Source organism: Streptomyces sp. WZ-12 (genome assembly GCF_028898845.1).
Taxonomy (GTDB): Bacteria; Actinomycetota; Actinomycetes; order Streptomycetales; family Streptomycetaceae; genus Streptomyces.
The window spans coordinates 2,077,764-2,100,711 of the sequence record NZ_CP118574.1 but is presented as its reverse complement, the minus strand read 5'-3'; the positions used below and the strand labels follow the sequence as shown (position 1 = coordinate 2,100,711).

The window sequence follows — 22,948 nt, the reverse complement described above, 5'->3', positions numbered from 1 at the left end:
AGAAGATCGCGACGGTGTGGAATCTTCGCTGATCGTCACGCGTTGTGACGGTCATGAAGGCAATTACCACGAACGGTTATGGCGGACCCGAGGTTCTCACCTACTCCGAGCAACCCGATCCCAAGGTGGCACCCGACTCGGTGCTGATCCGGGTGAAGGCGGCCGGCGTCAATCCGGTCGACTGGAAGATCGTCGCGGGCCATCTGGACGGTCTGATGTACGTCCACTTTCCGCTCGTCCCCGGCTGGGACGTGGCGGGAGTGGTCGAAGAGGTCGGCGTCGACGCCACCGAGTACGCGGTGGGCGACGAGGTCATGGGCTACGTCCGCAAGGACGAGGTCCAGCACGGCACTTTCGCCGAGTTGGTCGCCGCCCCGGTGCGGACCCTGGCGCGCAAGCCCGCATCGCTCAGTTGGCAGCAGGCCGCCGGGCTCCCACTAGCCGGACTGACGGCCTATCAATCCCTCAAGCGGGCCCGGGTGAGGGAGGGCGACCTGGTGCTGGTGCATGCCGCCGCCGGCGGGGTCGGTTCACTGGCGGTCCAGATCGCGGTCGCCGAGGGGGCCCGCGTGATCGGCACGGCCAGCGAGCGCAACCACGAGTTCCTGCGGTCCCTGGACGCCGAGCCGGTGACCTACGGCGACGGACTGGCGGAGCGGGTGCGGGCCCTGGCGCCCCAAGGCGTCGACGCCGCCATGGACTTCGTCGGCGGCGGGGCCGTGGACGTCTCCCAGGAGTTGCTGAAGGACCGCAGCAGAGTGGTGTCCATCACCGACGGCGACGTCAGAGCAAAGGGCGGCCACATGGTCTGGGTCAGACCGGACGCCGCCGATCTGAGCGCACTGGGCATCCTCGCCGACGCCGGAAAGCTCACCGTGCCGATCGACACGGTGCTTCCGCTACGGGAGGCCGCGGAGGCGTTCCGGCTCAGCATGGCGGGCCGAGCCCAAGGCAAGATCATTCTGGAGGTGTGAGGGGCGTGAGGGGCCCAAGAGGCGTGAGCTGCGCGAGCGGTGTGAGGAGGTGAGGGGAGTGAGTGGCGCGAGCGCACGAGGGTGAGGGGTGACGGATGCCGGCCGAGGGGCGGGCCCCATCGGATCGCGCCGTCATGTGGCTGACGCGGGCCCAGTGGGGCGCGCCGCAGGTGTGCCACTGCCTGGCGTGGGGAGCGGTGCTTAACCAACGCGAAGGAAGAAGCGCGGTGTTGGGTAAACACCCGCCCACCCGCCCACCCAGCACCGCACCTAAGCACCGTGCCCAACGGCGCGCCCGCAACGTCAGGGGACGCCGCACATCGCACGTCCGACAGTTTGGCTCAGGGCATGGCGAGGCTCGGGCACCCCTGTTGCGAGGCGTGGCGTAGTGCGGCGAACTGACGAACCGCGGGTGCTGGAAAGGGGGATGACGTGACGTGAGATGAGATGAGCCGGTCGGGTGGAGCGGGCCTTAGCTGATCTGGACGCGGTCGACGTACTCGAAGATCGACCCGTCGGGGTGGCGGGCAACCACGTTCCGGCCGATGGGGGTGGCCAGTGGTCCGGCGATGATGTCCGCGCCCACCGCGGTGAGGTCGTCCACCGCCGCGTCGACGTTCTTGACGGCGATGGTCGCGGTGATCTTCCGGAGCACCGACAGTTCCGCCTCGGGACCGCTCATCAGGAAGAAGCACCCGACCGCAGCTACCGCCACCCCGCCGCGCTGGAAACGGATCGCCTCGGTGCCGGTCAGTCGTTCGTAGACCGTGACCGCGGCATCGAGATCGCCGACACATACCCGAAGTGAGGTCCCCAGAATGTCCATATGAATCAGCCTAGTTGGGCGGCCCGCGGCTGCGCGAACCTTGGCGACGGTGTGACTGCGATGTGGTCGTGCCGTGGAGGCGGGGCGGTGGAGGCGTCGTGCTGACGTGGGTGGTTACGGCTGACGCCAGGCGCTTATGTCAGACCCGGCAGAGGAGTTCGCCGTGCAGCAGGGCGAACCATCCGTCCTCCTGGGCGCCCCACTCCCGCCAGGCCGCGGCGATGCGGGTCAGGTCGTCGTGGGTGGCGTGCCCGTTGTCGATGGCGATCTCGGCGTAGGAGGAGGCGACCGTGCGGTCCGCCCACAGCTCGGACCACCAGTTCCGCTCCTCGGCGGTCTGGTAACACCAGGCGCTCGCTGTCGCTTTGATGCTCTCCGGAGAGAAGCCGGCCTGGCGTGCCCAGGCGTGCAGTTGGCGTCCGGCGTCGGGCTCGCCACCGTTGGCGCGGGCCACCCGGTGGTACAGGTCCAGCCAGTCGGTCATGCCCTCGACCTCCGGGTACCAGGTCATGGTGGCGTAGTCCGAATCGCGGACGGCGACGATGCCGCCGGGCTTGGTGACGCGGCGCATCTCGCGCAGGGCCTGCACGGGATCGCCCACGTGCTGGAGGACTTGGTGGGCGTGCGTCACGCAGAAGGTGTCGTCCGGGAAGTCCAGGGCGTGGACGTCGCCGACCGTGAAGCGGACGTTCTCCACGCCGCGGGCGGCAGCCGTGGCGCGTGCCCGGTCCAGTACGGCGGGGGCGTACTCCAGGCCGGTGACCTGGCCGTCCGGCACCAGGGCCGCCAGGTCGGCGGTGATGGTGCCGGGGCCGCAGCCGATGTCCAGGATCTGCATGTGGGGGAGGAGTGAATCCAGCAGATATCCGGCGGAGTTGGCGGCGGTGCGCCAGTTGTGCGAGCGCAGTACGGACTCGTGGTGGCCGTGGGTGTATACGGCGGATTCCTGCGGCATGGACGGCTCCTTGGCGAACATCGGGGGCGGTCGCACGAGGCCATGGCGGACCACGGGCCGGGTGCGGATGCCCTGCGGCGTGCTGCACTCACACGGTACGCCGGCGTCTCGCATGACGAGAGATGCGTCTTGCGATGTGGACGATGGGGAGGAGGGGGGTCGGGAGGGGGGGGGTGGGGGAGGGAGGGGAGGCGGGGCCGGAGGGGGGGAGGAGGATGGGGAAGGGTGGGGGCTAGGAGGGGTAAATGGCCTGTCCTCCAAGGAAGTTGACCAGTCGAACCGCCCGTCAGTCGCGGAGGAGGCGGTATACCGTCAGGGCTTCGGTCTCCTTGTCCAGGGCCAACTCGCCTGTGAACTCGGCGACTTCGCCGTCGTAGGCGAGTGGTGTGCCGTCTCGGAGGCCGCTGAGGCGTAGGCGGGGGAGGCGGGCCTCGCGCAGGAGGGAGGAGCTGCGCGGGGTGCCGAGCAGGGCGGCGAGGAGGAGGCGGGTGCCGGCCAGGCGGCCGCCGTGCACCACCCGGACGTCGAGCACGCCGTCGGCCAGGTCGTGTCGGCGTACGGGGGCGGTGCCCAGGCCGCGGTACTGGCAGTTGCCGACGAACAGCAGCCAGATGCTGTGGCGTTCGCCGTTGACCTCGATGTTCAACGGCGCGGCGGAGCGCAGCACTTCCCACGCCGCGAGGACTCCCGCGGGCCAGGGCCCGATCCGGTGGGCCCACCGTTCGCGGATTCGTACCAACTCCGGGTAGACGCCGATGGAGAAGGTGTTGAGGAAGTGGTGGGCCTCCCGGTGCGGCTCGGCGCGGAAGCGGGCCACATCGACCGCGACGGCCTCGCCGCTCTCCACGGCGCGCGCCGCCTCCGCGTGGGTCTCGATCCCGAGGTCGTAGGCGAAGTGGTTGAGGGTGCCGCCTGGGAGGACAGCGAGCGGCAGGCCGTGCCGCATCGCGACCGCGGCCGCCGCGTTGACGGTGCCGTCGCCGCCGAGCACCCCCAGCGCGCCGCCCAGCGCCCCGGCCCGTGCGGCGGCCTCCGCCAACGCCTGGTCCACCGGCGGTCCGTCCGGGCCGCCGCACACCGTCACCTCGGCGTGCGGCAGCACCCCGTGCACCTCCGCGGCCCGGTCGGGACGCGGGCCCGAGCGCTGCCCGGAGGACGCGTTGGCGACCACGAACAGCCCGCGCCCGCCGGGCAGTGCGGGCGCCTCGGCGCGCGGCCGGGCGGGCGGGGCCAGTTGGGCGCGGGTCGGCGCGGCCCCGCGGACCGCGAAGGCCGCGCCCACGCCGAGCGCGGCGCCCGCCAGCACATCGCCCGGGTAGTGCACGCCGGTGTAGACCCGGGAGAACGCCACGGAGGCGGCGAGCGGGGCGAGCGTCAGTCCCCACCACTTGTTCTCGAAGGCGACGCCGGTGACGAAGGCGGCGGCGGAGGCCGCATGGCCGGACGGGAAGGAGGAGGTGAAGGGCTGGCGGCCGAGTTGGCGCACCACGGGGACGGCGTCCAGGAGGGGGCGGGCGCGGCGCACGGAGCGTTTGCCGAGGGTGTTCACGGTCGCGGAGGCCACGGCCAGGGAGGCCACCCCGCGCATGGCGGCGCGGCGCGCGGGTCGCCCGCCCCACGCCGCCGCCCCCGCCGCGATGCCGAACCACAACAGCCCGTGATTGGCGCTGCGGGTCAGTCGCGGCAGTACGCGCTGGGCGCCGGGCCAGTCGCGGGAGGCGATCCGGTCGAAGGCCCACCGGTCGAGGGTGCTGACGAGCGTTCGTGTGCGCATGGGGCACCTGTACCCCCGGAAGGGACGGGCAGGCTGGCCCGAGCGGGGTCTGGAGGGGAGTGGGTGGGTTGAGGGTGGGGCGGACGGGGTGGGTGGGGTGGGTGAGGCGAGGCAAGATGTATGGGTAGTTGGGCGTCAGGTGCATGGGTGGGTAGGGGGCGTGGGTGAGCGGGGCAGGCACAGGCACAGGCGCGGGGGCGTTGGGTGAACGGGCGCGCGGGGTGATCAGGAGGCGGTCGGATGTCGACCTCGATGCCTGTGTGGCGGTGCTCGCCGAGGTGCATGCGCACAGCGGCTACCCCCACCACTGGCCCGAGGAACCGGCGCGTTGGCTCACGCCTGACGGGCTGTCGGCCGCGTGGGTCGCCGAGGCGGGCGGGGCGGTGCTCGGCCATGCCGCGCTGTGCGGGCGGGAGGTCAGCCGGCTCTACGTCTCGCCCCGCGCCCGCGGGTGCGGCCTCGGCGCGCGGTTGCTGGCGGCCGTCGAGGCGGAGGCGGTGCTCCGTGGGGTGCGGCTCGTCCTGGAGGTGAAGACCTCCGACGCGTCGGCCGTCGCGCTGTACGAGCGGCGGGGCTGGGCGCGGTGCGGCGGCGAGCGGCAGGTGTGGGGTGCGGGAGGAGCGGCCGAGGAGGTGGAGGTGTACCGGTACGCGGCGCCGCCGCCGGCCGGGCGAGAGGCGGGAAGGTAGCGGGCGGGGAGAGAGGAGGGGAGGGGCGTCCGGTGGTGGTCGTCCCGTTTGGCTCGGTGTGGCGCGGTCACCCTCCGGGGACGTGTCGTCCGCCGTCGCCACCGCGGTGATCTGCGAAGGTGGTCGGGGCCGTTCATCATGTGATGGGCCCACGATCGACCGGCCGCCGTGGAGTGGAGGTACGGATGCAGCGGACCGCCCCGGATCCGCAGCGGGAGCCGGAGCCGGCCCCGCCGGTGGGGTTGCCGGTCCTCCCGGAGCTCGCCGCGCACCTCTCCGCCGCCGCCGACCGCACCGCCCCCGAACCCCCCGGTGGCTCCGCCTCGCTGCGCGCCGCCGCCTGCGGCTACTGGGAGCGCCGCGGTCTGCACACCCCCGACGACCGGGTGCTCGCCGGCCCGGGCGCGTCCGTCCTGCTGCTCGCCCTCTATGCCGCGGTGGACGGGGCGGTGTTGCTCCCCCGGCCCTGTTCGCCCTGGTACGCGCCGCCCGCCCGGTTGCTCGGGCGGGCGGTCCACCTGGCGCCGGTGCCGGCCGAATCGGGCGGGCTGCCGGACCCGTTCGCGCTGTTGGAGACGGTGCGGCGGGCCCGGATGCACGGCGACACCCCGCGCGTCCTGGTGCTGTCCGTCGCCGACGACCCCACCGGTACCTGCCCGCCCCCGGAACAACTGCACGAGGTGTGCGAGGCGGCGGCCGAGGAGGGGCTGTGGGTGATCAGCGACGAGTCGCGCCGGGATCTGCTGCACGATCCGCACGACACCGTGGTGCTCAGCCCGGCCGAGATGCTGCCCGGTGAGGTCGTGGTGCTGACCGACCTGCGAGCCGCGTTGGTGCCCGCCTCCTGGCCAGCGGCGCTGGCCCGTTTTCCGGGCACTCGACGGGGTGCCGTCCTCCGGGACGCGGTGCTGCACACGCTCGCCCGGCTGCGCACGCCGCTGCCTGGGCCGTTGGCCAGCGCGGTGACCCGGGCGCTCGGTGAGTCCGGCGCCGTACGGGAGCGGACCGCGGCCGCCGCCCGGGTATACGGGGCGCTCACCGGCGCGCTGTACCGCACGCTCACTGCGGCCGGCGCGCTGTGCCGCCCGCCGCACGCGGGCAGCGTCCTCTACGCCGACCTCGAACCGCTGCGGCGCCCGCTGGCCGCGCGTGGCATCGCCGGATCGGCGTCCCTGGAACGGGAGTTGGCGCCCTGGGCGGCCCGCGGCGGGCACCACTTCGAGGACGATCCGGACGCGTTGCGGGTGCGCCTGGGGGCGGATCCGCTGCTCGGCGTCGATACGGAGCAGCGGCAGTGCGTGCTGGATGCGGCGGATCCCTTGGAACTGTCGCACGTGCGGGACGGGTTGAGCGGTTTGGCGGGGGTGCTGGCCGAGCTGGGTGGGGTGGCGGGCGACGGCGGTGATCGGCCGGGGGCGGACGGGCCCGGCGGTACCGCGGGGGCGGCGGGGACGGGCGCCGCGGGTGGGGGCTGGCGCGCGGAAGGGGGCGAGGAACGCTGAGCGGCCGGGTGCGGGGTGTCGGGGCGGCGGGAGTGGGGCGCCGGGGCGTCTCGCCCCTCGTTGACCCCCGTTGGCGCTCCGATGCCCGGCTCCAGGGGAGGCCCCCTTCCTCCGTTCCTCCCTCTCTGCCCGCGCTGGTCCCGCTCCGCCACGACTCACCCGCCCGCCCCGTGACTCCGGTTCCGCCCGGCCATCGAATGGAGTTCCTGGATGACCGAACAGACCGAGCGCTCTCTCGCGGGGCGCTCCCTCGACGAGCCTCCCCGTACCGAAGCGTCCTGTACCGAAACGTCCCGTACCCCGTCTCGTGCCGAGCCGTCGTCGGCCGAGCCGTCTCGGACCGAGGGATGCCCCGCCGCCGAGGAGCGCGAGGACCCCAACAGCGGCCACCGGAACGGTGAGACGGGCGGTGAGCGGGACGCCGAGCCGGCCGGCCGCACCGCGACCGCACCGCTTCCGGACTCCGCACCGCTTCCGGACTCCGTACCGCTTCCGGACACCGCACCGCCCCCGTTGGCCGAGCCGCGCCCCCTGGCGGAGTTGCGCAGTTGGCCGCGCGACTTCACCGACCGGTTGACCGCGCCGCTGCCCGGTGTCCGGGCGTTGGCCCGGATCGCGCGGGAGGGCAAGCTCCGCCCGGTGCCCGAGACGCTCCGGCAGATCCAGCAACTGCCCTTCGAACCCGGGCCGTTGCCGGACGCCGGCCCCTCGACCATCGCGTTGACCTGGGCCGGGCACGCCAGTTGGGTCATCCGGATCGGCGGTCTGACCGTCCTCACCGACCCGGTCTGGTCACGCAAGATCCTGGGGACGCCGGCGCGGGTCACGCCCGTAGGGGTCCGCTGGGAGGACCTGCCCCCGGTGGACGCCGTCGTCATCAGCCACAACCACTACGACCACCTGGACGCGCCGACGCTGAAGCGGTTGCCGCGCGACACCCCGTTGCTGCTCCCCGCGGGGCTGGCGTCCTGGGCCCGGCGGCGCAGGTTCACCCGGGTCACCGACCTGGACTGGTGGGAGGCGGTGGAACTGCCCGGCCCCGGCGGCCCGGTGCGGTTCGACTTCGTGCCCGCGCACCACTGGAGCAAGCGGACGCTGACCGACACCTGCCGTTCCCTGTGGGGCGGTTGGGTGCTCACCGCTCCCGATGGGCGGCGGATCCACTTCGCCGGGGACACCGGTTACGGCCACTGGTTCGAGGAGATCGGCCGCCGCTACCGGGACATCGACCTGACGCTGCTGCCCATCGGCGCGTACGACCCGCGCTGGATGCTGCGCCCGGTGCACACCGACCCGGAGGAGGCCGTCCGGGCCTGTCAGGACCTGGGCGCGCGGTATCTGGCGCCGATGCACTGGTCGACGTTCCTGCTCTCGGCCGAGCCGCCGTTGGAGCCGCTGCACCGCATCCGGGCCGCCTGGGCGGCCACCGGACGTCCGACGTCGGACCTGTGGGACCTACCAGTGGGTGCGTCACGGGAGTTGGAGCCGAGGGCGACGGAGCCGGGAGCGGTCGAGGCCGGGGCGGTCGAGTCGCGGGCGACGGGGGAGTCGGGAGCGGGGGAGCCGGCGACGGCGGAGCCGCGGGTGGGGGAGGGGCGCTGAGGCAGCCGCCCCCTCGACCCCGGTCAACAGCCCCCGTCACCCCCGCCGGCCCGCCCAGCGCCCTCGCCCGAAGATGCCGGCCGGAGGCGGCGCCAGGCGGCCGGGGCGGCGGTGAAGAGGACCGTCAGGCCGATCGCCGCGGCCACGCCCTGCCAGGGTTCGCGGAACAGCGAGCCGCCGAGCAGGCCGATCAGTTGGTACGTCGCCGCCCAGGCCAGGCAGGCCGGGAGGTCGCCGCGGGCGAACCGGCGGGGCGGCATCGCGGCGAGCAGGCAGGCCAACATGACCGGTATCCGGCCGGCCGGTACCAGACGGGAGAGCACCAGTACCAGGACGCCGTGCTCCCGTAGTTGACGCTGCGAGTGGGCCAGACGCTCCGGTGTGGCGCGGTCCCGTAGGCGGGCCAGCCAGCGCGAGCCGTTACGGGAGTTGAGGCCGCGCCGCCCGAGCCAGTACAGGCCCAGGTCCCCGAGGAACGCGGCGCAGGACGCGACCACGAAGACGAACAGCACGGCCAGCGGCGAGCTGTGGTGGAAGGCGACGGCCGCGGCCGAGCTGACCACCGCGCCAGTAGGGACGACGGGCACCAGCGAGCCGAGCACCACCAGGAGGAACAGCGAGGGGTAGCCCACCGCCTGTTGGGTGGATTCCGGCGGGGCGTGGGTGATCACCTGGTGGAGGCCGTCGGCCAGTGTCGTGGTGGGGGTCATCGGGTGGTCCTCGGGCGTACCGACTCGCCGTGGTCGGGGCGGTGGACGGTCACGTCCGGCGCGATCAGCGCGGCCTGTCGTGCGAACTCCTGGCCCGGCGCGTGGAATTCGTGCGGCCGGACGGCGTCCAGGCCGATCGGCCAGTAGGTGCCGTAGTGGATCGGGATGGCGCTGCACGGCGCCAGGACAGATGCTGCCTGCGCGGCCCGTCGGGCGTCCAGGTGGCCGGGGCCCAGGCACGGCCCCCAGCCGCCCACCGGGAGCAGCGCCACGTCGCACGGCCCGACCTCGTCCGGGAGCTCGGCGAACAGGCCGGTGTCGCCGGCGAAGTAGGTGCGGGCCGTGCCGTGGAGGACGTAGCCGAGGGCGGGGACGCGGTGCGGTCCGTACGGGAGCCGCCGGCCGTCGTGCGCCGCCGGTACCGCGCGGACGGTGGGGGCGAGGGGGCCCGGGGCGAGGCGGCACTCCTCGCCGGGGCGCAGCTCGGTGAGCGGCAGGCGGCGGGCCGCGGCGACCCGGCGCAGGCCCGGTACGGCGGCCGGTGCGCCGCGCGGCACGATCAGCCGGGTGCCGGGGGCGAGCCGGGCCAGCGACGGCGGGTGCAGGTGGTCGGCGTGCAGGTGGGAGATCAGGACCGCGTCGGCCCGGGCCGCGGCGGGCGGCGGCAGCGCGCCCCGGCGGCGGCGCAGGTGGGCGAGGCGCGCGACGAACAGCGGGTCGGTTAGCACCCGCACGCCGGCGTCCTCGATCGTCACCGTGGCATGTCCCCACCAGGTGATCTCCACCGTCATGTTCCGTCCGCCTTCCGGTCGGGTGGGGCGCCCGCGCCGGTCGCCCCGCCGGGTCCTCCGGGCCCCTTGCGCTGTCCTTCGATCCTCTCCCATCCCTGGCGCCCCTCCGTACGGAGGGGCGATGTCGGGCCCCTCCCGTTGCCGCGCCCCCGCGCGCACCGGCCCCAGGGGCCGCGCCCTTCCGCGGCGTCCGCCCGCTTTGTGACAGCCGGCCGCTTTGATGACACCCTTGGCCGGAATGCCTGCCCGGCTGGTGCGGCGGGCCGGAGCGCAGAGGACGGGACGGCGTGCGGACCCCGCGGTGGAAGGCGCTCGGTGGCGCGCTGCTGAGGGTGCTGGCCGTCTGGGCGGTCTCCAGCCTGACCCTGCTGGTGCTGGCCGTCGTGCTGCCCGACTTCCGGCTCCAGGCCGGCGGCGGGGACAGCCTGACCCGGACCGCGGTGACCGCCGCGCTGGGCGCCGGCGCGTTCGGCCTGCTCAGCGCGCTGGTGTGGCCACTGCTGGTGCGGGCGTTGCTGTTGGTGCCGGCGTTGGTGCTCGGGCTGTTGGTGTTCTTCCTCAACGGCTCGATGTTGTTGGTGGCGCTGAGCCTGATCCCGGCGGGGCGCGGGCAGACCACCCCGGAGACCGCGATGATCGTCGCCGCCGCGATGTCCGCGGCCTCCTCGGCGACCTCCACCTTCCTGGCGGTCCGCAACGACGAGGCGTACCGGCGGCGGCTGGTGCGGCTGGCCGGCCGACGGGGACGCCGGGCCGCCGCGGACCGCGTCCCGGCCACGCCGGGGACCGTCTTCCTCCAACTGGACGGCGTCGGCCACGACGTCCTCCTGGAGGCGACGAGCGGCGAGCGGCCCCTGATGGAGACCGTCGCCGGCTGGCTCGGCGGGAGCCACCGGGTCACCGAGTGGCACACCGACTGGTCCAGCCAGACCGGCGCCAGCCAACTCGCCATCCTGCACGGCAGCAACGAGGACCTGCCGGCGTTCCGCTGGTACGAGAAGGAGACCGGCGACCTCATCGTCAGCAACCGGCCCAGCAGCGCCGCGGAGCTCCAGCGCCGGGCCGTCGCGCGCACCGGCGACGACGGGCTGCTGGCCCGGGACGGCGCCAGCCGCGGCAACCTCTTCAGCGGCGGCGCCGACCAGGTCGCCCTGGTCATGTCGGTGGCCGCCCGGCGCGACCGGCGCAACCGCTCCCGGGCCGGCTACTTCGCCTACTTCTCCGACCCGGCCAACGCCACCCGCACCGCGGTCTCCTTCGTCGCCGAGGTCCTCCTGGAGATCGGGCAGGCGCTGCGCAGCCGCTGCCGCCGCGAGCGGCCGCGGGTCAAGCGCGGCGGGCTGTACCCGGTGATCCGGGCGTTCGCGACCGTCGTGGAGCGGGACGTGGTGGTCGCGGCGGTGGCCGGCGACATGCTGGCCGGTCGCACCGCGGTCTACGCCGACCTCGTCGCCTACGACGAGGTGGCGCACCACTCGGGCCCCGGGCACCGCGACACCCACCAGGTGCTGCGCCGCCTGGACCGCTCCCTCGCGCTGCTCGCCAAGGCCGCCCGGCACGCGCCCCGCCCGTACCGCATCGTGCTGCTCTCCGACCACGGGCAGAGCCCCGGCGCGACCTTCCGGGACCGCTACGGGCTGACCCTGGGCGACCTGGTCCGCGCCGGCTGCGGGCTGCCGGTGCGGCGGCGGGCCGGCCGCACCCCCAGTGGCGCCGAGGCGCGGGAGGCGGCGCGGGCGGCGCTCGGCCGGCCCGAGGGGACCGCGGACGGGGACCGGCGCGGGGCGCAGCCCGTCGTGCTGGCCTCCGGCAACCTCGGCCTGGTGTCGTTCCCGGACGTCCCCCACCGGATGACCCGCGAGGAACTGGACCGCCGGCACCCGGCGCTGCTCGGCACCCTCGCCGGCCACCCGGGCATCGGCTTCGTGCTGGTCCGCTCGGCGGCGGACGGCGCGGTGGCGCTGGGCCCGGAGGGCGGCGAGCACCACCTGGACACCGGACGGGTCATCGGCGCCGACCCGTTGGCGCCGTTCGGACCCGGCGCGGCCGACGCGGTCCGCCGCACCGACCGCTTCCCCCACGTCGCCGACCTCATGATCAACTCCGCCTGCGATCCGGCGACCGGCGCGGTGCACGCCTTCGAGGAGCAGATCGGCTCGCACGGCGGTCTGGGCGGCCCGCAGAGCCGACCGTTCCTGCTGTGGCCCGCGGAGCTGACCCCGCCGGCCCAAGACGGGGCCCCGCTGGTCGGCGCCGAGCAGATCCACCGGGTGCTGCGCCGCTGGCTGCGCGAGGCGGACGGCCCGGAAGTGCCCGTCGGCCCGCGCCCGCACCGGGTCGACCTGCCGGAGCGGCCGCTCTGAGGAAAGGCGGACGACCTGCGGCGAAGGGCCGGACCGCCGGAGGTTTTTTCCGTCGCACCCGCCCCCCGCGGGACAAAAGTCGGTGATTTTGCGGGGGCCCCCGGGTCACCGAACATGGCGTGTCCCGGCAAACCCGGGTGCACAGCACGATGAGAGGCCCACCACGCCATGCAAGACCGGCACACCCGCCGTTTCGGTCTGGGAACAGCCACCGCCCTGGTGATCGGGAACATCATCGGCGGCGGGATCTTCCTGCTGCCGGCCTCGGTCGCCCCCTTCGGCACCATCAGTCTGGTCGCCTTCGGCATCCTCACCGTGGGCGCGCTCTGCCTCGCCCTGGTCTTCGGCAAGCTGGCGCGGCGCCATCCGGACACCGGCGGGCCCTACATCTACGCCCGCGAGGCGTTCGGCGACTTCGCCGGCTTCCTCTCGGCCTGGTCGTACTGGACGATGTCCTGGGTCAGCAACGCCGCACTGGCGGTCGCCGCCGTCGGCTATGTGCACGTGCTCTTCCCCGGCCATGAGTCACCGACCACCGACCTCCTGGTGGCGCTGGCCGCGCTGTGGCTGCCGGCCCTCGCCAACTTCGCGGGCACCCGCTACGTCGGCGCGGTCCAACTGGTCTCCACGGTACTGAAGTTCGTGCCGCTGCTGCTCATCGCGGTCGCCGGGCTGTTCTTCTTCGACCCGAAGAACATCGGGGCGTTCCACGCCGGCAGCGGCAGCATGCTGGGCGGGCTCTCCGCGTCCGCCGCGATGCTGCTCTACAGCTACCTGGGCGTGGAGTCGGCCACGATGAGCGCCGGCGAGGTCCGCAACCCCGAGCGCAACGTCGGCCGGGCCACCGTCCTGGGCACCCTCGGCGCCGCCGTGGTCTACCTGCTGGGCACCCTCTCGGTCTTCGGTTCCGTCCCGCACGACAAGCTGGTCCACTCCAAGGCGCCGTTCTCGGACGCGGTGAACGCGATGTTCGGCGGCCACTGGGGCGGTGCGGTCATCGCGGCCGCCGCGGTGATCTCCATCCTCGGCGCGCTCAACGGCTGGACGCTGATGAGCGCCCAGTCCCCGTACGCCGCCGCCAAGGACGGCCTCTTCCCGGCGGTGTTCCTCAAGAAGCGGCGCGGGGTGCCGACCTTCGGCGTGCTGGCCGCCGCAGTGCTGGCCTCCGCCCTCACGGTGAACAACTACCTCGGCGGCGGCAGCGCCGGAGTCTTCGAGACCCTGGTGCTGATCACGACCTTCTCGGCCACCGTGCCCTACCTCCTCGCGGCCGCCGCGCAGATCTACTTCCTGTTTACCGACCGCCGCGACCGGGTCCGCCCCGGCCGCTTCGTCCGCGACCTGACCATCGCCCTGGCGGCCTTCGGCTTCACCTTCTGGCTGGTGGCCGGCGCCGGTTACCAGGCGATCTACCAGGGCGTGCTGTTCCTCTTCGCCGGCATCCTGGTCTACGCGCTGCTGGCGGCCCGCCGGGCGGGCCGCGGGCGCCGCTCGCCGGACGCGACCGAGGACGCGACCGAGAAGGCGACCGCTGACGCCCCGGCGGAGCCGGCCGTCGCGACCACCGGCCCGGCCGTGAACTAGCCGCCCCGCCCACCCCTCCGCCCCTGGCCGCACCTGCGACCAGGGGCATTACCTTGCGCGTAATCGACCCCCGCCCTCCGCTCCGGCAGAGTCAAGGCATCGGTTCACGGGCCGGCGCACTCCGGCCCGTGGATCGGTGCCGACGCGGTGCTGACGTTCCGTCAGTAGCCGGTCGGCCGGATCCGCGCCTCGACCCGCGCCGGATCCGTACCGGATGTCACGACGGATACCACCAGGAGTTCGAGATGTCGCAGCAGGTGCAGCAGGGCGCTTCCGGGCCGGCCATCGACCACGCGGCCGCCGCCGAGCGGTACTTCGAGGCGTGGAACGCCACCGAGGAGGGCGCGCGGGCCAAGGCCGTCGCCGCGGCGTTCGCCGAGGGGGTCACCTACACCGACCCGCTGGTCGAGGTCGCCGGGCACGACGGGCTCGGGGCGGCGATCGCCGGGGCGCACCAGCAGTTCCCCGGCTTCGCGTTCCGGCCGTTGGGCGCGGTGGACGGCCACCACGACATCGCGCGGTTCGGCTGGGAGTTGGTCGCACCGGACGGGTCGGCGCCGGTCGCCGGCTTCGACGTGGTGCGGCTGGCCGCGGACGGTCGGATCACCGCGGTGCTCGGCTTCCTGGACCGCGTCCCGACGGCCTGAGCCGGCCTCACCCGGCCACCTCGCGCAGATGGGCGGCCGTTTCGGGGTCGGCGGGCAGGAACGCCTCCAGTGCCAGCTCCGAAACGGTCACGTCCATCGGCGTGTTGAAGGTGGCGATGGTGGAGAGGAAGGACAGCACCGTGCCGCGGTGCTCGATCACCAACGGCAGGGCGAACGGCGGGTGTTCGGCCGAGGCGGCGCCCGCCCGTCCGCCGTCCGGCAGGGGATAGGCGCTGACCTCCTCGTGCAGAGCGCGCAGCGGGGCGGACCGCAACAGCGCCAACTGCCGGTCCAGTTGGGCGAAGAGATGCTCGCGCCACTCCAGGAAGTTGCGGATGCGGGGCGCCATGCCGCGCGGGTGGAGGGTGATCCGCATGGCGTTCATCGGCGGCCGCAGCAGCTCCGGATCGACGCCGTCCAGGAGTATCCCCATGCCCCGGTTGGCGGCCTGGACGTGGTACGTCCCATCGCACACCAGGGCGGGGTACGGCTCGTAGCCCGCCAACAGGCGCTCCATGCCGGCCCGTAGGGCGGACATCGACGGGTCGTCCAATGGGGTCTCGGGGAAGGCGGGGGCGTAACCGGCCGCGATCAACAGGGCGTTGCGCTCCCGGACGGGGACGTCGAGGTGCTCGGCCAGCCGCAGCACCATCTCCTGGCTGGGGCGGGCGCGGCCGGTCTCGATGAAGCTGATGTGGCGGGCGGAGGAGTCGGCGCGCAGCGCCAGTTCCAGTTGGCTGATCCGGCGCCGGTCGCGCCATTCCCGCAGCAGCGCGCCCACTCCCGTGGCTACCGGCGCGGACGCCGTGGCAGTCGTCATGACCGGACGGTAGCCGAACGAGCGGCATTACCGACGGTAACTTCGGGGATCGGGTGGGTGCGCGGCCCCGGCGCGCACCGCGGGCGGACGCGGAACCCCCGCAGCCGTGACAGGCTGGAAGGGCCGCCCCGGCGGCGGCGACCCGTACCCCGGCGGAAGGCGAGCGTGATGAGCGCACAGGTGGCACCACTCGACGCGTCGGAGATCCAGGACCGCCTCCTGGAGCTCCCCGACTGGACCGCCGACGGCGACCGGCTGCGCCGCAGCTACCGCTTCGACCGGCACTTCCAGGGCGCCGCGATGGTCGTCCACATCGCCCAGATCCAGGAGGAGTTGGGCCACCACGCCGAACTCACCCTCGGCTACAACCAACTGACCATCACGGTCAACACCCACAGCATCGGCGGCCGGATCACCTACCTCGACTTCGGCCTGGCCCGCCGCATCGAGGAGGTCGCCGCCGGGCACGGCGCCCGCTGACCGGCCGCCCCGCCGGCCCCGTCAGCTCGGACGGCGCGGCCGGACGACCCGCCCGGCGCGCGCCAACTCCACGTTGAACTGCGCCCCCGACAGCAGCGACAGATTCGAGAACCACAGCCAGATCAGGAACACCACCGACCCCGCCAGCGACCCGTACAGCCGGTTGAAGGTGCCCACGTACGACGCGTAGAAGGCGAAGCCCGCCGACGACACCAGCCACAGCAGCACCGCCACCACGCCCCCCGGCACGGCCCGGCGCACCCCACGGGAACTCGGCGGCCCGGACCGGAAGAGCACCATCGCCAACACCGTCGCCAACACCAGCAACAGCGGCCACTGCAGAACGTTCCACAGCGTCTCGCCCGTCTCGCCGAAGCTCAGCGCCCGCCCCAACGCCGACGCCACCGGCCCGCTCACCAGTAGCGCCACCGCACTGCTGATCAGCAGCGCCATCAGCAGCAGCGCGGTCACCAGGATGCGCGGCGCCTTCCGCCACGGCGGCCGGTCGTCCTTCACCCGGTGCATCGCGTGCAACGCCCGCCGGAACACCGCCAGATAACTGCACGACGACCACAGCGCGCTGACCGCGGCGCCGCCCACCACCACCCAGGCGGCCGCCCGTTGCTGCGCCATCACCACCAGCGCGTGCCGGACCGTCGCGCCCGACTCGGCCGGCGCGATCGAGCTCAGTCGATTGATCAACTGCTCGGTGCCGGCCGGATCGGCGAGCCCGATCAGCGAGATGGTGACGATCGCCGACGGCAGCAGCGCCAGCACCGAGTAGTACGTCAGGCTCGCCGCGTAGTCCGTCAGGTCGTCGTGCCAGACCGACAGCGGCGTGCGGCGCAGCGCCGTGCGGTACCGCTGCCAGGCCGTCCGACGGGCCGGCCGCTCCGGCCCGGTCCGCACCGGAGCGTCGGACGGTGCGGCCTTGGCCCCCGTGCCGGACCCCCGCCGCGCGACCCCCCGCATACCGCTCCCGCCCATGTCGCATCCGCCCTCAGTGCCGAACTGGCCCGGCATCGTCCCGGCCCTAGCCCCTGCATCATCCCCCGCGGCGGCGCCGACCCGCGACGAGACCGGAGCCCGGCCGCCCGCCGGCAACGGCGGGCCGCGGCATCAGCCGAGCGGCAGGGCCCGCCAGGGGGACGCCGGATCCTGCGTCAACACCCGGTGCAGGTGCACCGTTTCGGCGTACGCGGGCCCGAACCAGCCGTTGTCGAACGCCAACACCCGCCCCAGCGCATACCCCGCGGCGAACCCCTCCCACGAGCCGTAGACCTCCGCCGCCCGGGCCGACACCCGCGCCACCGCCTGCTCGGCCTGCGGCGGAGCGCACAGCCGCGCGCCCAGCCCCCAACGGACCAGGCCGACCGCGTGCGCCAGGTCCAACGCCACCACGGACGCCACCCGGCCGTCCGTCGGCAGCAGCCCGTCCGTCCGGAACCGTTCCTCGTACCGGCCCACCAACTCCGGTACCGCGGGCGCCTCCCCGCTGCCCGCCGGCCCGCCCCCGTCGGCCCCCGCGGCCCGGGCGCACAACGCCGCCTCCGCCTCCGCCGGCACGAACGACCCGCCCAGCATCTGCTCGAACCGCTGCTGCCAGCCCACCGGATCCGTCACCGACCACTGCGCGCGCAGCGTCTCCGCGTCCGCCGAGGAGTCCAGGAACGCGGTCCCCAACTCGTTCCACGGCACGCTGTGGTGCACCGCCAGCGGCGCCCCGCAGGCCAGCCCCTGCGCCAACGGGCCGTGCAGCGGCCCGCCGTAGTGCGTCACCAACAAGCCGCCCGGCCGCGCCCCGAGCTGTGTCCTCGTCTGCATCCAACGGCCGCGGTGCGCGGGCGTCGCGCGCAGGTACGCGGCGAACGGGGTGCCCGGATTGACCGCCAACTGCCACTTGTCGTTGGGCCAGTCCTGGGCGAACTCCTCGACCGTCACCCGGTCGAAAAACCGCTGCGGCTCCCACGCCGGCAGCATGCCGCGCGTCAGTACGGGAATGCACTTACCGGCCGCCACCGGATCGTCGTAGACGGGCAGCGGGTCCTGACCCTGTTGCGGGACCGCCAGATACAGATCCTCGCCGGCGATCGCCGCTATCTGACCGCCCTCGTCCCCACGTGCCGTTGCCTCGTACAGCCGCCGCTCGGTCTCCGTCGGCGGCATCCATCCCGGAGTAGCCACAGGCCAAGACCCTACGGCGGCCCCGACCCCGACCGTCACCAGGGGCGGTGGACGGGGCCACCGGCCCGGCCCGCCGCTTGCCGGAGCCCACCCCGTACCGGAGGCTCAATCCCATGAGCAGTCACGACCGCCCCGCGCCCCGGCACCACGCTAGCGACCACAGTGGCGCCACCATCGACTGGGAAGTGCTCGGCCCGTACCTCGAACGGGGCGCCGAGATCCAAGCCCCGCTCCACGAACAGGTCGCCGCCTGGCTGCGCGCACTGCTCTCCACCACCGGGCCTGACGACGGGTCAGCCGCGGTCGGCGCGCCGAGCCGGGCCGTGACCGTGCGGCGCGTCCTCGACGTCGGCAGCGGACCGGGGGTCGTCAGCTGCCTGCTGGCCCGGGCCTTCCCGGACGCCGAGGTGTGCGCGGTGGACGCCACCGAGGCGCTGCTGGCCCGCGCCCGGGCCCGCGCCGAACGGCTCGGCCTGGCCGACCGGATCCACACCCACTGCGCGGAGGTCCCGCACGGCCTCGACCCGCTCGGCGGCGCCGACCTCATCTGGTCGAGCAAGGCGCTGCACCACGTCGGTGACCAACGCGCCGTGGTCGCCGCCCTCGCCGGCCATCTGCGCCCCGGCGGCCTGCTGGCGATCGCCGAGGGCGGCCTCGCCCCGCGCTTCCTCCCCCGCGACCTCGGCATCGGCCGCCCGGGGCTCCAGGCCCGGCTGGACGCGGCCGCCGAGGACTGGTTCACCGAGATGCGGGCGGCGCTGCCCGACGCCACCGACACCCTGGAGGACTGGCCCGCCTTCCTGGCCAACGCCGGGCTGCGCACCCCGAGCACCCGCAGCTTCCTGCTGGACCTGCCGGCCCCGCTCCCCGACGACGCCCGCCGCCACCTCCAGGCCACCCTCGGCCGCGCCGTCGAGTCCCACCGCGAACGGCTGGACCCGGACGACCTCAGCACCCTCACCCGCCTCACCGACCCCCACGACCCCGCCGGCGTCACCCGCCGCCCGGACGTCTTCCTGCTCTCCGCCCAGACGGTGCACACCGCCCGCGCACCGGAGCAGTGAGCCGGCGCCCGACCGCTGGACCGCGTCAATCGGGCCGGGCCGCCGCCTCCTTGACGCACGGTGTTCCCAACTCGCCCCTCACTCCCCGGACTTGGGGTGGATCACCGCGAAGACCGCGCCCTGCGGGTCGGCCAGCACCGCGATCCGGCCGGCGAACATGTCGAACGGTTCGCGGACCACCCCGCCGCCGGCCTTGTCGGTCTTGGCGACCGCCGCATCGGCGTCCGTCACCGCGAAGTACGTCAGCCAGTGCGAGGGCGTATCGGCCGGCAGGTGCTCCGGCATCGGCTGCATGCCGCCCACGGGGTGGCCCGCCACCTGGAGCGTGTCGTAGTGTTCGACGCCCTCCGCCGCGGCGGGCTCGATGCCGAAGGCGGCCCGGTAGAAGGCGGAGGCGGCCGACCGGTCGGTGGTGTTGAGCTCGTTCCAGATCAGCGCGCCGGGTTCGTTGACGGCGCCGGCGCCCCGGAAGTCGACCGGCTGCCAGACACCGAAGACCGCCCCCGTCGGGTCGGCGGCGATGAACATCCGGCCCAGCGTCATCACGTCCATCACCGGCATCAGCACGGTGCCGCCGGCGGACTCCACCGACCGCTGGGCGGCCGCCGCGTCGGCGCAGGAGAGATAGGTGGTCCAGACCGTCGGTGGGGCGGGCTGGTCGCCCATCGCGATCGCCGCCATGATGCCGGCCACCGGTTTGCCGTTCAGCTGGCAGACCGCATAGCCGCCGGTCTCGGGCGGGCCGATCTCGCCGGTCCAGCCGAGGAGGTCGCAGTAGAAGCCGATGGCGGCTTGTTGGTCGGGGGCGGAGAGGTCGACCCAACAGGGCGTCCCGGGCGGGTAGGGAGTGGTGACGTCGGACATCGGTGGCCTCCTGGGGCGGAGTGGTGGCTGCTGCCCTGCGGCGGCCGTCCGCGACGGCCGGCACCGCCGGAGCCGCCTCCCTCTCCACGGTTCCCGCCGCCCGCCGAACCCGCCACTCGGGGGCGCCGCACCCCTTGCGCGCCGGCGCAACGCCCCACGGTGACGCCCCCGTTACGCAGCGGCGCCGCCCGCCCCGGACGGGACGGACGGCGCCGCACAGCACCACGGCGCCGGCTCGGCGCCGAACACCGCGGAACGGCACTCGGGCCGGCGTCATGCGGGGCCCGCGGGCCGACGCGCCGCTCAGACCACGTCGAACGTGGCCGGGTCGGGGCCGAGGCGGGTGCCGGAGTCCAGGCCGGCCAGCGCCGCCAGGTCGGCGTCGTCCAGCGCGAAGCCGAAGACGTCGAAGTTCTCCCGGATCCGCGAGGGGGTGGCGGACTTGGGGATGACCACGTTGCCGAGCTGGAGGTGCCAGCGCAGGACCACCTGGGCCGGGGTCTTGCCGTGCTTCTCGGCCAGCTTGGCGACCGTCGCGTCGGTCAGCAGGCCCTTGCCCTGGCCCAGCGGCGACCAGGCTTCGGTCGCGATGCCGTGCTTGGCGTGGAAGGCGCGGGACTCGGCCTGCTGGAGCTGCGGGTGCAGCTCGATCTGGTTGACCGCCGGGACGATGGAGGTCTCGCCGAGCAGCCGCTCCAGGTGGGCGGGGAGGAAGTTGGAGACGCCGATGGCCTTGGCGCGGCCGTCGGCGTGGATCTTCTCGAACGCCTTGTAGGTGTCGACGTACGTGTCACGGGCCGGCAGCGGCCAGTGGATCAGGTACAGGTCGACGTACTCCAGGCCCAGCTTGTCGAGCGAGGCGTCGAAGGCGCGGAGGGTGGCGTCGTAGCCCTGCTCGGAGTTCCACAGCTTGGTGGTGACGAAGAGCTCCTCGCGGGCGATGCCGGAGGAGGCGAGCGCCTTGCCGGTGCCCTCTTCGTTGCCGTAGATCGCGGCGGTGTCGATGCTGCGGTACCCGGCCTCCAGGGCGTGGCCGACGGCGGTGAACGCCTCCTCGTCGGGGATCTGCCAGACGCCGTAACCGAGCTGGGGCATCGTGACGTCGTTGTTGAGCGTGATGGACGGAACCGTGCTCACGGGGAATTCGATCCTTACGTCGGCGTTGCTTGTTCTCCGGCGACAACGATCATCCGCCGCCGGACATTCCCGTGCACGCCGACGAATTCCGCCCGCCCCGCCCGCCCCTCACGCCCGGTAGAGCGCGTCCACCTCCGCCGCGTACGCCGCCTCGATCGCCTTGCGCTTGAGCTTCAGCGACGGCGTCAGCAGGCCCTGCTCCTCGCTGAACTGGTTGGCCAGTATCCGGAACGTGCGGATCGACTCGGCCTGTGAGACCAGGGTGTTCGCCGCGACCACCGCCCGCCGGATCTCGGTCTCCAGATCGGGGTCGCGCACCAGGTCGCGCGGCGCCATCTCCGGCTTGCCGCGCATCGTCAGCCAGTGCGCGACCGCCTCCGGGTCCAGGGTGATCAGCGCCGAGATGAACGGCCGGTCGTTGCCGAGGACGATGCACTGGGCGACCAACGGGTGCGCCCGCACGCGCTCCTCCAACGGCACCGGCGAGACCGACTTGCCGCCCGAGGTGACCAGGATTTCCTTCTTCCGGCCGGTGATCGTCAGATAGCCGTCCTCGTCCAGGGCGCCGAGGTCCCCGGTGGCGAACCAGCCGTCGTGCAGCACCGCGTCGGTCGCCTTGACGTTGTTGTGGTAGCCCTGGAAGACCTGGCCCCCGTGGAGCCAGATCTCGCCGTCCTCGGCGATGTGGACGGTGGTGCCGGGGACCGGCGTGCCCACGGTGCCGAAGCGGGTCCGCTCGGGCGGGTTGGCGGTGGCCGCCGCGGTGCTCTCCGTCAGGCCGTAACCCTCGAAGATCCGGACGCCGGCGCCGGCGAAGAACAGGCCCAGTCGGCGCTCCATCGCCGAGCCGCCGGACATCGCGTGCCGCACCCGGCCGCCCAGCGCCTCGCGGACCTTGCTGTAGACCAGCTTGTCGAAGAGCTGGTGCTGCATCCGCAGCGCGGCGCCGGGACCGGGGCCGGTGCCGAACGCCTTGTGCTCCAGCGCCTCCGCGTGCCGGACCGCGACCTGGACGGCCTTGTCGAACGGGCCCTCCTTGCCCTCGACCTCGGCCTTCCGGCGGGCCGCGGCGAAGACCTTCTCGAAGATGTACGGCACCGCGAGGACGAAGGTGGGGCGGAACGCCTGGAGGTCCGGCAGCAGCGCGCGGGCCGACAACTCGGGCTGGTGGCCCAGCTTGACCCGGCCGCGGACCGCGGCGACCTGCACCATCCGCCCGAAGACGTGGGCCAGTGGCAGGAAGAGCAGGGTCGCTGCCTCGTCGCCGGGCTTGGAGCGGAAGACCTTGTCGTAGCGCTGCACGATGTTGTCGGCCTCGGCCATGAAGTTGGCGTGCGTGATCACGCAGCCCTTGGGGCGGCCGGTGGTGCCGGAGGTGTAGATGAGCGTCGCGACGGCTTCCGGGGTGATCGCCATCCGGTGCCGGTGCACCACCTCGTCGTCGATGTGCGCGCCGGCCGCGGTTAGTTCGGCGACCGGGTCGGCGTCCAACTGCCACAGCTTCCGCAGTTGGGGGAGCTTGCCGACGACCGAACCGACGGTCATCGCGTGGTCCTCGTGCTCCACCAGGCAGGCCGAGACGTCCGCGTTGTGCAGCATCCAGAAGACCTGCTCCGCCGACGAGGTCGGATAGAGGGGCACGGACTGGGCGCCGATGGACCACAGCGCATAGTCGAACAGGGTCCACTCATAGCGGGTGCGGGACATGATGCCGACCCGGTCGCCGAACCGGATGCCCTGCGCGAGCAGGCCCTTGGCGAGCCCGATGACCTCGTCCCGGAACTGTCCGGCGGAGACGTCCTGCCACTGCCCGGCGGCGTCCTTAACGGCGAGCGCGGTCCGTCCGGGATCGGAGTCCGCGTTGTCGTAGACCGAGTCGGCCAGCCCGCCGACCCGGGGCGCGGTCGCCAACGGCGGGACGGTGAACTCGCGCAATGACCCAGCTCCTCGTGGTGCTTCTCACAAGGCCGCGACCGTACCCC

Annotated in this window: 20 protein-coding genes; 9 read left to right on the top strand and 11 right to left on the bottom strand. The window is 73.7% G+C overall.

The window, feature by feature from the left end:
* Positions 1-53: 53 nt before the first annotated feature.
* A complete protein-coding gene (locus PV796_RS09015; RefSeq protein WP_274912418.1) occupies positions 54-974 on the top strand; it encodes an NADP-dependent oxidoreductase in 921 nt (306 codons plus the stop codon).
* A gap of 472 nt (positions 975-1,446) precedes the next feature.
* Here PV796_RS09015 and PV796_RS09010 read toward each other — a convergent pair whose 3' ends face one another.
* The 3 genes from PV796_RS09010 to PV796_RS09000 form a co-directional block, all read right to left on the bottom strand.
* A complete protein-coding gene (locus PV796_RS09010) occupies positions 1,447-1,800 on the bottom strand; it encodes a VOC family protein (RefSeq protein ID WP_274912417.1) in 354 nt (117 codons plus the stop codon).
* Positions 1,801-1,939: 139 nt separating this feature from the next.
* The gene (locus PV796_RS09005) at positions 1,940-2,755 is read right to left on the bottom strand and encodes a class I SAM-dependent methyltransferase (protein WP_274912416.1); all 816 of its coding nucleotides are present in this window, start codon (positions 2,753-2,755) and stop codon (positions 1,940-1,942) included.
* A 286-nt stretch (positions 2,756-3,041) separates the two neighbouring features.
* Complete coding sequence (locus PV796_RS09000; protein ID WP_274912415.1) at positions 3,042-4,529, bottom strand: bifunctional phosphatase PAP2/diacylglycerol kinase family protein; 1,488 nt, start codon at positions 4,527-4,529, stop codon at positions 3,042-3,044.
* Positions 4,530-4,750: 221 nt separating this feature from the next.
* On the opposite strand from PV796_RS09000, the gene PV796_RS08995 reads away from it, so the two are divergent.
* The 3 genes from PV796_RS08995 (at position 4,751) to PV796_RS08985 (ending at position 8,322) form a co-directional block, all read left to right on the top strand.
* The gene (locus PV796_RS08995; RefSeq protein WP_274912414.1) at positions 4,751-5,218 is read left to right on the top strand and encodes a GNAT family N-acetyltransferase; all 468 of its coding nucleotides are present in this window, start codon (positions 4,751-4,753) and stop codon (positions 5,216-5,218) included.
* A gap of 185 nt (positions 5,219-5,403) precedes the next feature.
* Positions 5,404-6,720, top strand: coding sequence for an aminotransferase class I/II-fold pyridoxal phosphate-dependent enzyme (locus tag PV796_RS08990; RefSeq protein ID WP_274912413.1), 1,317 nt, complete (start codon positions 5,404-5,406; stop codon positions 6,718-6,720).
* A 210-nt stretch (positions 6,721-6,930) separates the two neighbouring features.
* Positions 6,931-8,322, top strand: coding sequence for an MBL fold metallo-hydrolase (locus PV796_RS08985; RefSeq protein ID WP_274912412.1), 1,392 nt, complete (start codon positions 6,931-6,933; stop codon positions 8,320-8,322).
* 23 nt (positions 8,323-8,345) lie between these two features.
* Here PV796_RS08985 and PV796_RS08980 read toward each other — a convergent pair whose 3' ends face one another.
* Positions 8,346-9,032, bottom strand: coding sequence for a DedA family protein (locus PV796_RS08980; protein WP_274912411.1), 687 nt, complete (start codon positions 9,030-9,032; stop codon positions 8,346-8,348).
* Positions 9,029-9,823, bottom strand: coding sequence for an MBL fold metallo-hydrolase (locus PV796_RS08975; protein WP_274912410.1), 795 nt, complete (start codon positions 9,821-9,823; stop codon positions 9,029-9,031). Before PV796_RS08975 ends, PV796_RS08980 begins: the two co-directional genes overlap by 4 nt.
* A 287-nt stretch (positions 9,824-10,110) precedes the next feature.
* Here PV796_RS08975 and PV796_RS08970 point away from each other — a divergent pair, with 287 nt between their 5' ends.
* The 3 genes from PV796_RS08970 (at position 10,111) to PV796_RS08960 (ending at position 14,417) form a co-directional block, all read left to right on the top strand.
* A complete protein-coding gene (locus tag PV796_RS08970) occupies positions 10,111-12,186 on the top strand; it encodes a phage holin family protein (protein ID WP_274912409.1) in 2,076 nt (691 codons plus the stop codon).
* A 168-nt stretch (positions 12,187-12,354) separates the two neighbouring features.
* Positions 12,355-13,770, top strand: coding sequence for an amino acid permease (locus PV796_RS08965; protein WP_274912408.1), 1,416 nt, complete (start codon positions 12,355-12,357; stop codon positions 13,768-13,770).
* 245 nt (positions 13,771-14,015) lie between these two features.
* Positions 14,016-14,417 (top strand): nuclear transport factor 2 family protein, encoded by a 402-nt coding sequence (locus tag PV796_RS08960; protein ID WP_274912407.1) that lies wholly within the window; start codon positions 14,016-14,018, stop codon positions 14,415-14,417.
* Positions 14,418-14,424: 7 nt separating this feature from the next.
* Here the strand turns inward: PV796_RS08960 and PV796_RS08955 are convergent, their stop codons facing one another.
* On the bottom strand, positions 14,425-15,237 hold the full coding sequence (locus tag PV796_RS08955; RefSeq protein WP_274912406.1) for a helix-turn-helix domain-containing protein: 813 nt from the start codon (positions 15,235-15,237) through the stop codon (positions 14,425-14,427).
* Positions 15,238-15,405: 168 nt separating this feature from the next.
* On the opposite strand from PV796_RS08955, the gene PV796_RS08950 reads away from it, so the two are divergent.
* The gene (locus PV796_RS08950; RefSeq protein WP_274912405.1) at positions 15,406-15,717 is read left to right on the top strand and encodes a 4a-hydroxytetrahydrobiopterin dehydratase; all 312 of its coding nucleotides are present in this window, start codon (positions 15,406-15,408) and stop codon (positions 15,715-15,717) included.
* Positions 15,718-15,738: 21 nt separating this feature from the next.
* Here the strand turns inward: PV796_RS08950 and PV796_RS08945 are convergent, their stop codons facing one another.
* Positions 15,739-16,689 carry a YihY/virulence factor BrkB family protein gene (locus tag PV796_RS08945; protein WP_274912404.1) on the bottom strand — a complete coding sequence of 317 codons (951 nt, stop codon included), beginning with the start codon at positions 16,687-16,689 and terminating at the stop codon, positions 15,739-15,741.
* Positions 16,690-16,836: 147 nt separating this feature from the next.
* Complete coding sequence (locus PV796_RS08940) at positions 16,837-17,883, bottom strand: DUF1266 domain-containing protein (protein WP_274912403.1); 1,047 nt, start codon at positions 17,881-17,883, stop codon at positions 16,837-16,839.
* A 131-nt stretch (positions 17,884-18,014) separates the two neighbouring features.
* Between PV796_RS08940 and PV796_RS08935 the strand changes: the two genes are divergently transcribed.
* Positions 18,015-18,965, top strand: coding sequence for a class I SAM-dependent methyltransferase (locus PV796_RS08935; protein ID WP_274912402.1), 951 nt, complete (start codon positions 18,015-18,017; stop codon positions 18,963-18,965).
* Between the two features lie 78 nt (positions 18,966-19,043).
* On the opposite strand, the gene PV796_RS08930 is transcribed toward PV796_RS08935, so the two are convergent.
* The 3 genes from PV796_RS08930 to PV796_RS08920 all read right to left on the bottom strand — a co-directional run bounded on the left by PV796_RS08930 (position 19,044) and on the right by PV796_RS08920 (position 22,901).
* Positions 19,044-19,829, bottom strand: coding sequence for a VOC family protein (locus PV796_RS08930; RefSeq protein WP_274912401.1), 786 nt, complete (start codon positions 19,827-19,829; stop codon positions 19,044-19,046).
* A 303-nt stretch (positions 19,830-20,132) separates the two neighbouring features.
* Positions 20,133-20,966 (bottom strand): aldo/keto reductase, encoded by an 834-nt coding sequence (locus PV796_RS08925; RefSeq protein WP_274912400.1) that lies wholly within the window; start codon positions 20,964-20,966, stop codon positions 20,133-20,135.
* Between the two features lie 108 nt (positions 20,967-21,074).
* Positions 21,075-22,901, bottom strand: a complete 1,827-nt coding sequence (locus PV796_RS08920; RefSeq protein WP_274912399.1) for an AMP-dependent synthetase/ligase — start codon at positions 22,899-22,901, stop codon at positions 21,075-21,077.
* Between the last annotated feature and the right edge of the window lie 47 nt (positions 22,902-22,948).